Origin of the sequence: Bacillus sp. J33 (assembly GCF_000518885.1) — a bacterium.
Taxonomy (GTDB): Bacteria; Bacillota; Bacilli; order Bacillales; family Cytobacillaceae; genus Cytobacillus.
Genome location: NZ_JAEL01000133.1, coordinates 1 through 12,288, shown reverse-complemented (window position 1 = coordinate 12,288; position 12,288 = coordinate 1). Strand labels below are relative to the sequence as shown.

The following is a 12,288-nucleotide window of genomic DNA, read 5'->3' as shown; positions in this document are numbered from 1 at the left end:
CGGACCGCCCGCGGAAAGCGAGTCCCTGGAGCGGAAATCAACAGGCCAATTTTATAGAAGAAAAAAGAGGGTGCCCGAAAGTTAGACTTTTGGGACACCCTCTTTTTAATATTCCAGCCTTAAGAAGGGTATTTTCATATTATAACTGAAAAATTTCTTCAATGCTTTGCTGATCTTCCAGTCCAATAAGGAGCTTAATTCGGGCCTTTTGGCCGTTTAAGCCGTTAGAGAAGATGACCCCCAATTCTTTAAGATGCTTACCGCCTCCATCATATCCATATACATCCTGCGCGATTCCGTTAAAACATCTGGATACAAGAACGATAGGGATCTTTTTTTCGGTAAGTGCCTTAACGCCCTGAATAGTTGCGGGAGGGAGATTCCCTTGTCCGAGTGCTTCAATGACTATCCCATCGAAATTCAAATCCCTGATAGCCATAAGCAAAGATGAATCCATCCCCGCATGAGCTTTTATAAGGATAACTTTTTTTGTTACATCGACAATTGGATAGTATTCCCTTTTGGTTGGAGCATGGTGGAATACCACACCTCGTTTTGTGACGATGCCGATAGGGCCATATTGCGGGCTTTGGAATGTTGAGACATTGCTTGTGTGTGTCTTGGTGACATTTTCAGCGGTATGGATCTCATCATTCAGGACCACAAGAACCCCTTTGTTTTTAGCTTCGTCACATACAGCAACCCTGATGGAAGAGATAAGATTATATAAACCATCAGAACCAATTTCATTGCTGGACCTCATTGCACCAGTAACAACAATTGGCAGGTGGGTTTGTACAGTTAATTCCAAAAAGTAGGCTGTTTCTTCCAGAGTATCTGTACCGTGTGTAATGACTACTCCGCATATATTTTCCTTAGCAATATACCCTTCAATAATCTCTTTCAGTTTGAGCATTTCCTTCGGAGTGATATGAGGCGAAGGGAGATGGAAGGGTTCTTCAACCAATAATTCTGCCAGCGATAAAAGTTCCTTGGTCTTTTCCGTTAAAGGATTGTAGTCTGTTGGTTTGACAGCACCTGTTGATGCATCCTCGCTCATGGAAATGGTACCGCCTGTATGAATAACAAGTATCTTTTTCTTCTCCATAGTAATCCCCCAAATATGTGCATTTTTGTCTTTCTAAATAGCTCTTTTCTCATAAATTGTTGTTTTTCCTTATAAATTCCTGCCCAAAGGGAGCCTCACTGGCTTCCTCATGACTGGAATACCACGCAGCCGCCGCCATTAGCAAATCCCTTGAGTCGAGTCAACATACAGGTTAACAGACTCTTTTATAAAAAATATATTTATTTTCCAAAATTTGAATAATCATTTAAATTCTTTCTATATCATGATACGATTAAGAAAACAGATTGAAAAGAGGATAGCCTCATGCTGGGTATATTATCTGCGGGCATAGCCCCTGGATTGGCGTTATTAAGCTATTTTTATTTAAAAGATCAATATGAGTCTGAACCTATATCAATGGTATTTAAGACCTTCTTGTTTGGTGCTTTGCTTGTGTTCCCCATCATGTTTATCCAATATGTTCTTGAAACTGAAGGTATACTCCAATCGAGCCTGCTTGATGCTTTTCTCTCTTCGAGCCTGCTTGAGGAATTTTTTAAGTGGTTTATATTGTTCTATACAATCTATCAGCACATAACTTTTGATGAACCTTATGACGGCATTGTTTACGGTGCTTCTGTATCACTTGGCTTCGCTACTGCTGAAAATATTTTGTATCTGTTAGCATCGGGAGTTGAGTATGCGATTGGAAGGGCTCTGCTTCCTGTGTCAAGCCATGCTCTCTTTGGTGTCATCATGGGCTATTATATAGGAAAAGGAAAATTCTCGGCAACCTCTACCAAAAAGTGGATAACCCTATCGTTATTTTTGCCCTTTCTCCTTCATGGGATCTACGACTATATCTTAATTTCTCTTGAACATTGGATTTATATTATGTTTCCATTTATGATTTTCCTATGGTGGCTCGGACTTAGAAAAGTAAAAAAGGCAAGAGCACACAGCGTCAATCATATTGAAAATCAGCTGGATTTCCAGAAAACTCTCCATTCCTGATGGGGAGTTTTTATTGTTTTATTAAAGGATATTTTTTATAAAGCACCAAGTTATTGAATAAAAAACCAGAGACTACAAAAAATAGGGTCAATGATAAAAGATTGACTTTTGGAGGTTATAATCCATGAAAAAGAACTTTTTGGCAGCGAAGGTTTTACTCATAATCTCCCTTTGTGTCCTGGCAATACCCATGAGCGAAAGTGTGGATAAAGCAAGCGCATTTTCTAATCAGGTTATCCAGCACGGAGCGGTAGGGGATGACGTTATCGAACTTCAATCCCGCCTGCAGTATTTAGGGTTTTACAATGGAAAAATCGACGGTGTCTTTGGGTGGGGTACCTATTGGGCATTAAGAAATTTCCAGTATGAGTTCGGGCTTCCGATTGACGGGCTTGCGGGCCCGGAAACTAAGAATAAGCTAGTAAAGGCATCCCAATACAATGAACAATTTGTAAAGGAGCAAATTAATAAAGGCAATAAATTTACCCATTATGGCGGAGTTGATCTGGAGCAGCAAAAAAAGCCTCAAGGAGGAACTGCGGCTCCTCAGCAGCAACCGCAACAACAGCAGCAAACACCGAAAAAACCAACTGCCACAAACATGCCTAATGGTTTTTCTGAGAATGATATACAGTTAATGGCTAATGCTGTTTATGGTGAAGCAAGGGGTGAACCATATACCGGACAAGTGGCAGTAGCTGCAGTTATTTTAAATCGTGTAGACAGTGCAACTTTTCCCAACTCAGTCTCGGGAGTAATCTTTGAACCGCGGGCTTTTACGGCAGTTGCAGACGGGCAAATATGGCTGACACCAAATGAAAGAGCAAAAGAAGCTGTACTGGATGCTATTAATGGCTGGGATCCAACCGGAAACGCTCTTTATTATTTCAATCCTGATACAGCTACAAGCGGATGGATTTGGACAAGACCGCAAATTAAGCGTATTGGCAAGCACATATTTTGTAAATAGAGGGGTGAACGACTATGCTTAGAGGAATTCTCATTGGTGTACTTGCATTGGGTGTGGCAGGAACAGCATTTTGGGGTTATCAGGAGCACAGGGAGAAAAATGCTATCCTTATTAATGCTGAAAATAATTATCAAAGAGCTTTCCATGATTTAACCTATCAGATAGATCTCCTGCATGATAAAATCGGAACTACATTGGCGATGAACTCAAGAGCTTCTTTATCGCCGGAATTGGCTGAGGTTTGGAGGTTAACTTCGGAAGCCCATTCGGATGTTGGTCAGCTGCCTCTGGCACTTCTGCCATTCAATAAAACCGAGGAGTTTTTAGCCAATATTGGCGATTTCAGCTATCGTACAGCGGTTAGAGATTTGGAAAAAGAGCCGTTAACGGACAAAGAGTATCAGACACTTAAGCAGCTCTATAAACAATCTGCTGATGTACAGCAGGATTTACGGCAGGTCCAGCATATGGTGCTGGAAAAGAATTTGCGCTGGATGGATGTTGAGATGGCGCTTGCTACCAATCAGGAAGCTGCAGATAATACCATTATCGACGGATTCAAAACAGTGGAAAAAACAGTGGAAGGCTATGGTGAATCAGATTTCGGGCCGGCTTTTGTAAATATGCAAAAGAAAGATGAGAATTTCAAATACCTGCAGGGCAAAGAGATCTCAGAAGAAGAAGCTGTCCGTATTGCCAAGAAATATGCCTCGTTCGGCAATAACATCAATATTAAAGTTACCGAAAACGGCAAAGGATCGGACTATGGCTTTTTCAGCGTCAGCATTCAAAATAAGAAATCAAAAGAAGAAGCAAACATGGATATTACAAAAAAAGGCGGATACCCGATTTGGTTTATATTGGACCGTGAAGTTGAACAGCAGAAAATCAGCCTTAATGAAGCCAGCAACAATGCAATTAAATTCCTAAAAGATAATGGTTTTACGGATCTTGACCTATTTGAAAGTGCACAGTATGACAATCTTGGGGTATTTACCTTTGTTTCCAATCAAAATGGTGTAAGAATCTATCCAGATGCCATTCGTGTCAAAGTGGCACTGGATAATGGAAAAATGGCTGCATTTTCTGCAGAGGATTATTTAAAGTCGCATCACCAGCGGGATATACCGGATCCTGCCATCTCGAAGGAAGAGGCTAGAACAAAAATCAATCCTCAGGTAAAAGTTATGGAAGACAGGCGTGCTGTGATTATAAACGATCTAAATCAGGAAGTTTCTTGCTATGAATTCCTTGGCACAATGGGAGAAGATACCTACAGGATTTTTATAAATGCTGAAACGGGCCAAGAAGAAAAAGTTGAAAAGCTTAGAAATGCCGAACCTGTTTATGAAGATGTGGTATAGAGGAAGCCGAAAAGGCTTTCTCTTTTTGTGTAATGTAAAGATGATTAACTGCTGTCGATTCCTTTCGGCGCATCGTGCATTCTTGTTTGGCCGGTTGTATAATACGAATGAATTACTAAAGCCTTCTTAAACTCTGCAAAAACGAGATGTTTTTACTTGTTATAAAAGATACCTCCGCTCATCCATTGGGACTTTCAGCTTATTTTTTGGAAAATGCTGTTGCGCGAAACTTTTAATGCATGTCATAATAAACTGACAAGATTATCCTTTTGGAATAAGGAAGTGTGGCATGGTTAATATTGGAGATGTCCTGTTATTGGAGCTTAAATACTCTAATAAATCAGAGAAATATAAATGCAGACTTGTGGAAAGGAAAGACAATAACCTTTACATTGATTATCCTATAAATCTGGAAACGAAAAAGACTGTCTTTTTATTGGAAGGAACACAGGTCAAGGCAACTTTTTTAGGAGACGATGGATCTGTTTACCTTTTTGAAAGTGAAGTGCTTGGAAGAGTTAACCTTAAAATTCCAATGATGATCATCTCTTATCCCGGCAGTGAAAATTTAATGAAGGTGCAGCGGCGCCAGTATGTCCGGATTGAAACAGCAGTAGATGTAGCAGTTCATCCAGAAAACGAAGAATTTGCGCCATTTGTTTCTGTTACAGATGATATCAGCGCTGGAGGAGCTGCGATAATTGGTGGAGTAGTCTGCCCCCTGCGGGAAAATATGCGAATCTCGGCTTATTTTGTATTGCCTATGCAAAACGGAGAGATTTATTATTTGAAATTTAAGAGCAGGGTTATAAGGATATCTGAAATTAATGATGGTAGGAGTCTTATTTCGATTCAGTTTATGGATGTATGCCCGCAAGATAGACAGCAGCTGCTGCGGTTCTGTTTTGATAGGCAATTGGCCATGAAGAAAAAAGGTCTGGAAATTTAAATTAAGGGAATATTTTTTAAATATAGCTCTCATAATAGATGATGAATTTAACTTTTTAGGCTATTTTTGTAAAGCTTGTGGTTAGGCGGCTAACTAAGTCTAATCTACAGCAGAATTGATAAGTAAAACAACAATTTATAAGAAGGCTCTGTTAAACTTGCCTGTTGATTTCCGCTCCAGTAGCTCAGCGAACAGCGGGCGGTCCGACGCTCCTCCCGCTGGAGTCTCGGAACTTCCACTCCAATCAATAAGGGTGCTAAAATCAACATTCAGCTTTAACACAGCCTATAAGAAAAGAACTTTATTATCTGTGGAGAGATGAAAATGATGAAAGCAGTTGAGAGGATTATTCTTAAATTAATTATTGTGCAGTTTATTTTTTTGCTGATTACCCAATTGTTCTTTCATCGTTGGAACGCATTTCCGGAACTTAAGCAGCTTACACAATATGAGGGTGTAACAGATCAGAATTTTACTGAGCTGCTGGAGACTTTCAGGGAAAATTACTAGCAGGCAGGTGCCTGCTTATTTTTTATTTTGCGGGAATTCTTAGTCTTAAAAAATCAATATATAATGCGCTGAAATCATTTAAATATGTTAAAATAAAGCTGAAGAAACCTGGCCTGAAAATTGCCTGCCAGGCGCACAGGAGGAAATATGAGCAGAAAAATATCAATTGCAATAGATGGGCCTGCTGCTGCTGGAAAAAGTACAGTAGCCAAGATTGTGGCCGAGAAATTATCATATATATACATAGATACCGGGGCAATGTACCGCGCTTTGACCTATAAAGCTATTCAAAGCAAGGCTAGTCTGGAAGACGAAGCTGCCTTGATGGAAATACTGAACAATACCAAAATAGACTTGCAGCCTGGGTCACAAGGACAGTTAATCTATTTGGACGGACAAGATGTTACAAATGAAATTAGATTTTCTGAAGTTACAAATTCCGTATCGATCGTTTCCATGCACAAGCTGGTAAGAGAAGAAATGGTAGCAAGGCAGCAAAGGTTTGCCCGGCACGGGGGAGTAGTAATGGACGGACGGGATATCGGGACACATGTCCTGCCAGAAGCAGAAGTAAAAGTATTTCTTTTGGCTTCTGTAGATGAAAGGGCGATTCGCCGTCATACAGAGAATCTCCAAAAGGGCTTTCCATCAGACCTTGAAAAACTGAAGGAGGAAATATCTCTTAGGGACAAGCTTGATTCAGAACGGGAAGTTGCACCATTAAAAAAAGCAGACGATGCTGTGGAGATAGATACAACCTCATTATCAATTGAACAGGTAGTTGAAAAAATAATGGATCTGGCCCATGAAAGGATCGAATCTCAGTGAACCTCTATTCTTTTGCAAAAGCATTTGTCTACGGTGTACTAAAGCCAATATATAGGTTTGAAGTTATCGGAAGGGAGAACTTTCCTTCTGAAGGAGGAGTGCTTCTCTGTTCCAATCATATAGATAATCTGGATCCGCCTGTTGTAGGCATAAATGCACCAAGACCAGTGCATTTTATGGCTAAAGAAGAGCTTTTTAGTGTGCCTGTACTTGGTAAACTTGTTCCACATCTTAATGCGTTTCCGGTCAAAAGGGGAATGAGTGACAGGGAAGCATTAAGAAAAGGGCTTGGAATCTTGAAAGAAGGAAAGGTTTTAGGACTGTTTCCAGAGGGTACTAGAAGCAAGACGGGTCAGCTGGGAAAGGGGCTTGCAGGTGCTGGCTTCTTTGCTCTAAGATCTGATGCTTATGTTATGCCATGTGCCATCATTGGCCCTTACAAAGCTTTCTCAAAGCTTAAAGTTGTGTATGGAAAGCCTATTGAGATGAAAGAACTTCGGGAACGCAAAGCTTCTGCTGAAGAAACTACGGATGTCATCATGGAGGAAATCCGGAAATTAGTTGAGAAGCATTCATAGGCCTTCTTGCTTGACAAAAGCCTTCTTTTGTAAGAAGTTAGTAAAAAGGCATTTTTTTAAAAGGCGAAAATATTCGAAAAAAATGATAGAAGGCTGTCCTTTGCTGACAAATCTTCAATTCAGGGCAGAAAAAGACGACATTCAACACAGTTGAAAAAATAGCCTGCATTAAAAAGCCATTCGAGTATTTCTGCTGCTGACACAGGGTTCTTGCCTGGATGGCAGGCAGTTGAATACAGTTTAAAAATTTGAAAGCAGCCATTGGATTAAGGAGGAATACATATGTCAGAGGAAATGAACCAAGTAGAAGTTAAAGATTTTGAGGTTGGTGACAAGGTAAAAGGCCAAGTTACTAAGGTAGAAGAAAAGCAGGTCATTGTTGACATTGCTGACAGCAAGCTGGATGGAATTATTCCGATCAGCGAGCTTTCAAGCCTTCATATTGAAAAAGCAAGTGATGCTGTCTCTGAAGGAGATGAACTTGAGCTTGTAGTTTTGAAAGTGGAAGAAGAAGCACTCATCCTTTCTAAACGAAAAGTAGATGCAGAAAAGTCATGGGAGACTCTTGAGAAGAAATTTAATGAAGGCGAAGTTTTTGAAGCTGAAATCAAGGACGTTGTAAAAGGCGGATTAGTTGTAGACTTAGGTGTACGCGGATTTGTTCCTGCCTCCCTTGTTGAAGCTCATTTTGTAGAAGATTTTACAGATTATAAAGGCAAAACAATGACTTTTAAAATAGTTGAGCTTGATAAAGAGAAGAATCGTCTAATCCTATCTCACCGGGCGGTAATTGAAGAGGAAAAAGGCAAGCAAAAGCATCAGGTGCTTGAATCTCTTCAGGCTGGGCAGGTGCTGGATGGAACCGTGCAAAGAATTACAGACTTTGGCGCGTTTGTAGATATTGGAGGGATTGATGGACTTGTCCATATTTCCCAACTATCCTATGAGCATGTAGAAAAACCTTCTGAGGTAGTAGAGGAAGGGCAAAAAGTTAAAGTTAAGGTATTGAGTGTGGACCGGGATAATGAACGCATTTCTTTATCTATTAAAGAAACTCTGCCTGGACCATGGGACAATATCAGTGAAAAAGCTCCTAAAGGCAGCACACTTAATGGGACTGTCAAAAGGCTTGTTTCCTACGGTGCTTTTGTTGAAGTCTTCCCTGGAGTAGAAGGGCTTGTCCATATTTCGCAAATTGCTCATAAACATATTGGCACACCTCATGAAGTATTAAGCGAGGGACAGGAAGTACAAGTCAAAGTACTTGATGTTAATGAGCAGGATCAGCGCTTATCATTGAGCATAAAAGAACTTCAGGAAAAAGAAAATGAAGAAGTTACTGACTATGAACTTCCTGAGGAAACAAAAGGATTCCAGCTTGGTGAAATGATTGGCGATCAATTAAAGAATTTAAAAAAGTAATGGTGATAAATTGTGTCTAGATCAAAACGTAAATGGGATCATATCCACCATGCTCTAGCAACAGGACAGAAAAGCCTTGCCGGTTTTGAGGATATCGCATTTATCCACCAAAGTCTCCCTGATACATTTCTCGATCAGGCTGATATAGGCACTTCAATTGGCGAACTTTTGTTAAGTTCGCCAATTTTTATAAATGCGATGACTGGAGGCGGCGGAGAAAGAACTGTTCAAATCAATCGTGACCTTGCGGCAGCTGCCAGAATGACCGGCTTGGCAATGGCGGTTGGTTCCCAAATGTCCGCTCTAAAGGATCCGGGGGAAATCGAATCCTACCGTATAGTAAGAAAAGAAAATCCAAAAGGAATTATCTTTGGAAATTTAGGCAGTGAAGCTACAGTTGATCAGGCAAAAGCCGCAGTTGATATGATTGAAGCCAGCGCATTGCAAATTCATTTGAATGTAGTGCAGGAATTGACAATGCCTGAGGGAGATCGGGATTTTCGCGGTGCTTTAAAAAGGATTGAACAAATAGTCCGGCATTCTGAAGTTCCTGTGATTGTCAAGGAAGTGGGCTTCGGGATGAATAAAGAAACTGTTTCGCTGCTGTCATCCGTGGGAGTAACGGCTGTTGATGTAGGCGGATTTGGGGGAACAAATTTTTCGCAGATTGAAAACGCCAGAAGAGATAGGCTCCTTAGTTTCTTTGATGAATGGGGAATCCCAACTGCTGCCTCGATTGCAGAAGCTGTTTCCGAGGAAAGTGATATAGCAATAATTGCTTCAGGCGGTATCCAAACGAGCGTTGAAATAGCTAAAGCACTGGCGGTTGGCGCGGAAGCTGCAGGGATGGCCGGATATTTCTTGAAAGTCCTTATTAAAGAAGGGCTTGAATCATTAATAGAGGAAATTAATACCATACATACTGAACTAAAAATGATTATGGCTGCATTAGGGGCAACAAATATTAAGCAGCTCCAGCAGGCTCCATTAATCATTTCAGGCAATACCCATCACTGGCTAACAGAACGCAGGATTGATACAAAATCATATAGCCAGCGGAGAATCCAAAAGTAAAGCTCTCGTCAATGGACGGGAGCTTTTTGTTTTTAGCTGTGTTAGAGCCTAATATTGGTTTTAGCACCCTGTTGATTGGAGCAAAAAGTGATATTACCGCAAAAGTGCATTCGCATTTCCTTAGTGCAGTGTTAATTCGGGTAAGCTTATCCAAAGTCCTGCGGGAGAAGCGTGTCAGCGGGTGATCCCGCAGGTGGGAATGCACTGAGGAGCGTCGGACCGCCCACTGAAAGCTTGAGTGCCTGAGGCGGAAAAAAACAGGCAATTTTAAAGAGCCTTGATTTTAAAGACATTGTATAGAAGTTAACCCAATCTTAACTGTATTTTGAATCATTTAAGGATCTTGCTTCTTCAGGACTTTGCAATTTGGAAGCCCCGGGATAATGAAGTGCCTGGTCACGATCGGATTCCACTTTTTTGCTTTGCTTAAGTTTTCTTTCCTGTCGGTCTTTGCCCATTTCTAAACACCTCCTTCTATTTAAGATGAATCACCAGCAAAGATTTATACAGCTTATCAATTTACAACCATAAAACCTTTTACGAGAGGGTTAAATTACATATCTAAAAGCCATAATGGAAATGATAGGAGGAAGAGGATGGAAGGTTTAATTTTTTATTGGGTTTCCTGGGTGGCTTGGGTTATGGCGACTTTTTTTATGGATAGGAAAAATAAAAAAAGGGTCAAATTCTCTGTATGGCTTCTGGTTGTGATCATTTTATCGCCTTATACTTTTTCAATATATGGTGTGGAAATGAGCGTAGCGGGTGTTTTCCTGCTCGGAACTTTTTACATTTTTACAGGCGGGCTGAAGAAAGGGCATAAGGTTTATTTTCTTATTTGTACTTTTATTATGATGATGGCTTATGTAAGCTTTCATTTATTTGAACTTTTTGATCCGGTGTGGGTGATTTTTCCGCGGAAGTGGATGCTGGCCATTCTTCTTTTTTATATGGCTATACTTCTTCATAAGAAAAGACAGCTTAGATTGCCTTTAATACTCCTCGGTTCAATTCAGGGAGAGGTCTTATATGCCCTGATCCTAAGGCAATTTTCCTTCCCTTATGTAATCGGTTCATTGGCATTTTTCGATATTATAGCCTTATCGGCTGCCATTGCTGCTATTTGGAGTGCGATGCAATGGATCGCATTATATTTTGAAACGAACTTCAAACAATACGAAAGGGAGAAACAAAAATTATCATGAGCGAATATACGTACCCGATACTTTTTGGATTGACCGCAGGTACCTTAACCCGAGTTTATATGCTTAGGACTGATTATCGGCAATACCCAACCTATCTTCATGGAAAAATCATCCATGTCGCATTAGGTTTTATTGCTGCTGGATTAGGAACTGTAGCCATCCCTTCGATTATGGAAGAAGAATTCACCGCCATTACCTTCTTAACTCTTGCTGCATCCCAGTTTAGAGAAGTAAGAAACATGGAGAGGAACACGCTGACTGAATTGGACAGCTATGAATTGGTATCAAGAGGAAAAACTTATATTGAAGGAATAGCAATAGCTTTCGAGAGCAGAAATTATCTCGTTATTTTTACATCATTTGTCAGCACGCTAGGCTATCTGCTTTTTAACATTTGGGGCGGTATCGCTGCAGCGGTTATAGCGGTTCTGGCTTCAAAAAGTCTTATGTCTGGAGGAAGGCTGAAGGATATAGTAGATGTGGAATATGTGGAACCTCGTTTTGACGGCGCAGGTTTATATGTGGACAATATTTATATAATGAATATTGGCCTTCCTGAAAGACAGGAAGAAGTACTTAGATATGGAATGGGATTCATTTTAAAGCCAAAGAATTTTAATGCTCGGTCGACTATCGCGAATCTCGGGCAAAGGCAGGCTATATTGCATGATGTGTCCACAGCATTGGGTGTTTACCGTGATTCTGGCACACCTGCACTAGTGCCGCTTGCGAAAAGAGACCTGGATGACGGGCGGGTAGGGGTTTTTGTATTGCCGCAGGAAAATGATATTGATAAAGCTCTTAAAATTATCGAAGCAGTTCCAACCCTTGAGAACGCAATTAGGATGCCCTCTGAACGGCAAACAAATGGGAAAGGAAGATAATGCAAATGGTGCTTGAAAAATACATACTTGCTGTTATTACTACAAATCCTTCCAAAGTACCTTCTGGAGCGGCAGTGTTTCATTGTGAAGACAAAAAAGAAATGGAGGTCATAGCAGCGAACCTTGAAGCTATTCTCGATGGAATTGCCCATGCCCTAACAGAAGAATTATACGTAATTGTTAAGCATTGAGGAGGCTTCCAAGTTTTTCATTGCTAGGAAGGTTTCTCTTTGTTAAAATATCTAAGTTAGGCCCTTCTATCTTAAGAAGGGTTTATTTTATAAATGGCTGTGTTAATGCTAATTGTTGATTTAAAGCACCCTGTTGATTGGAGCGGAAGGTGCTAATCCCGCGAAAATGCTATCGCATTTTCTTACGACGCGGTGTTCATTCGAGGAAGCTTATTCAATGTCCTGCGGGA

General features: G+C 40.6%; 14 protein-coding genes. 12 read left to right on the top strand and 2 right to left on the bottom strand.

What is annotated here, in order from left to right; translation table 11 throughout:
* Positions 1 to 139: 139 nt before the first annotated feature.
* Entirely contained in the window at positions 140 to 1,108 is a 969-nt protein-coding gene (locus tag L634_RS0126235) for an asparaginase (RefSeq protein WP_026584978.1), read from the bottom strand.
* Between the two features lie 285 nt (positions 1,109 to 1,393).
* Between L634_RS0126235 and prsW the strand changes: the two genes are divergently transcribed.
* The 9 genes from prsW (at position 1,394) to fni (ending at position 9,778) form a co-directional block, all read left to right on the top strand.
* Positions 1,394 to 2,083, top strand: coding sequence for a glutamic-type intramembrane protease PrsW (gene prsW / locus L634_RS0126230; protein WP_026584977.1), 690 nt, complete (start codon positions 1,394 to 1,396; stop codon positions 2,081 to 2,083).
* Positions 2,084 to 2,207: 124 nt separating this feature from the next.
* Entirely contained in the window at positions 2,208 to 3,053 is an 846-nt protein-coding gene (gene sleB, locus L634_RS0126225; RefSeq protein ID WP_026584976.1) for a spore cortex-lytic enzyme, read from the top strand.
* A gap of 14 nt (positions 3,054 to 3,067) precedes the next feature.
* Positions 3,068 to 4,417 carry a germination protein YpeB gene (gene ypeB / locus L634_RS0126220; protein ID WP_026584975.1) on the top strand — a complete coding sequence of 450 codons (1,350 nt, stop codon included), beginning with the start codon at positions 3,068 to 3,070 and terminating at the stop codon, positions 4,415 to 4,417.
* A 289-nt stretch (positions 4,418 to 4,706) separates the two neighbouring features.
* Positions 4,707 to 5,366, top strand: a complete 660-nt coding sequence (locus L634_RS0126215; protein ID WP_026584974.1) for a flagellar brake protein — start codon at positions 4,707 to 4,709, stop codon at positions 5,364 to 5,366.
* 324 nt (positions 5,367 to 5,690) lie between these two features.
* Positions 5,691 to 5,876: a YpfB family protein gene (locus tag L634_RS0126210; RefSeq protein WP_442852721.1), complete on the top strand. Its 186-nt coding sequence runs from the start codon at positions 5,691 to 5,693 to the stop codon at positions 5,874 to 5,876.
* Positions 5,877 to 6,023: 147 nt separating this feature from the next.
* Complete coding sequence (gene cmk / locus L634_RS0126205) at positions 6,024 to 6,704, top strand: (d)CMP kinase (protein ID WP_026584972.1); 681 nt, start codon at positions 6,024 to 6,026, stop codon at positions 6,702 to 6,704.
* The gene (locus L634_RS0126200) at positions 6,701 to 7,282 is read left to right on the top strand and encodes a lysophospholipid acyltransferase family protein (RefSeq protein WP_026584971.1); all 582 of its coding nucleotides are present in this window, start codon (positions 6,701 to 6,703) and stop codon (positions 7,280 to 7,282) included. The genes cmk and L634_RS0126200 overlap by 4 nt, the downstream gene beginning before the upstream one ends.
* A 282-nt stretch (positions 7,283 to 7,564) precedes the next feature.
* Positions 7,565 to 8,704 (top strand): 30S ribosomal protein S1, encoded by a 1,140-nt coding sequence (gene rpsA, locus L634_RS0126195; protein ID WP_026584970.1) that lies wholly within the window; start codon positions 7,565 to 7,567, stop codon positions 8,702 to 8,704.
* Between the two features lie 12 nt (positions 8,705 to 8,716).
* On the top strand, positions 8,717 to 9,778 hold the full coding sequence (gene fni, locus L634_RS0126190; protein ID WP_026584969.1) for a type 2 isopentenyl-diphosphate Delta-isomerase: 1,062 nt from the start codon (positions 8,717 to 8,719) through the stop codon (positions 9,776 to 9,778).
* 314 nt (positions 9,779 to 10,092) lie between these two features.
* On the opposite strand, the gene L634_RS33095 is transcribed toward fni, so the two are convergent.
* A complete protein-coding gene (locus L634_RS33095) occupies positions 10,093 to 10,236 on the bottom strand; it encodes a YpzI family protein (RefSeq protein WP_084029030.1) in 144 nt (47 codons plus the stop codon).
* Positions 10,237 to 10,374: 138 nt separating this feature from the next.
* Here L634_RS33095 and L634_RS0126180 point away from each other — a divergent pair, with 138 nt between their 5' ends.
* Genes L634_RS0126180 through L634_RS0126170 form a run of 3 tightly spaced genes read left to right on the top strand, consistent with a single transcriptional unit; the run spans position 10,375 to position 12,058 of the window.
* Positions 10,375 to 10,983 (top strand): YphA family membrane protein, encoded by a 609-nt coding sequence (locus L634_RS0126180; RefSeq protein WP_026584968.1) that lies wholly within the window; start codon positions 10,375 to 10,377, stop codon positions 10,981 to 10,983.
* Entirely contained in the window at positions 10,980 to 11,867 is an 888-nt protein-coding gene (locus L634_RS0126175; RefSeq protein WP_026584967.1) for a YIEGIA family protein, read from the top strand. The genes L634_RS0126180 and L634_RS0126175 overlap by 4 nt, the downstream gene beginning before the upstream one ends.
* Before the next feature lie 5 nt (positions 11,868 to 11,872).
* A complete protein-coding gene (locus L634_RS0126170; protein WP_026584966.1) occupies positions 11,873 to 12,058 on the top strand; it encodes a capping complex subunit for YIEGIA in 186 nt (61 codons plus the stop codon).
* Positions 12,059 to 12,288: the final 230 nt, after the last annotated feature.

Coding starts and splice junctions, on each gene's coding strand:
- L634_RS0126235 (WP_026584978.1), bottom strand. CDS start 1,108: ATGGAGAAGAAAAAGATACTTGTTATTCATACAGGCGGTACCATTTCC.
- prsW (WP_026584977.1), top strand. CDS start 1,394: ATGCTGGGTATATTATCTGCGGGCATAGCCCCTGGATTGGCGTTATTA.
- sleB (WP_026584976.1), top strand. CDS start 2,208: ATGAAAAAGAACTTTTTGGCAGCGAAGGTTTTACTCATAATCTCCCTT.
- ypeB (WP_026584975.1), top strand. CDS start 3,068: ATGCTTAGAGGAATTCTCATTGGTGTACTTGCATTGGGTGTGGCAGGA.
- L634_RS0126215 (WP_026584974.1), top strand. CDS start 4,707: ATGGTTAATATTGGAGATGTCCTGTTATTGGAGCTTAAATACTCTAAT.
- L634_RS0126210 (WP_442852721.1), top strand. CDS start 5,691: ATGATGAAAGCAGTTGAGAGGATTATTCTTAAATTAATTATTGTGCAG.
- cmk (WP_026584972.1), top strand. CDS start 6,024: ATGAGCAGAAAAATATCAATTGCAATAGATGGGCCTGCTGCTGCTGGA.
- rpsA (WP_026584970.1), top strand. CDS start 7,565: ATGTCAGAGGAAATGAACCAAGTAGAAGTTAAAGATTTTGAGGTTGGT.
- L634_RS33095 (WP_084029030.1), bottom strand. CDS start 10,236: ATGGGCAAAGACCGACAGGAAAGAAAACTTAAGCAAAGCAAAAAAGTG.
- L634_RS0126180 (WP_026584968.1), top strand. CDS start 10,375: ATGGAAGGTTTAATTTTTTATTGGGTTTCCTGGGTGGCTTGGGTTATG.
- L634_RS0126175 (WP_026584967.1), top strand. CDS start 10,980: ATGAGCGAATATACGTACCCGATACTTTTTGGATTGACCGCAGGTACC.
- L634_RS0126170 (WP_026584966.1), top strand. CDS start 11,873: ATGGTGCTTGAAAAATACATACTTGCTGTTATTACTACAAATCCTTCC.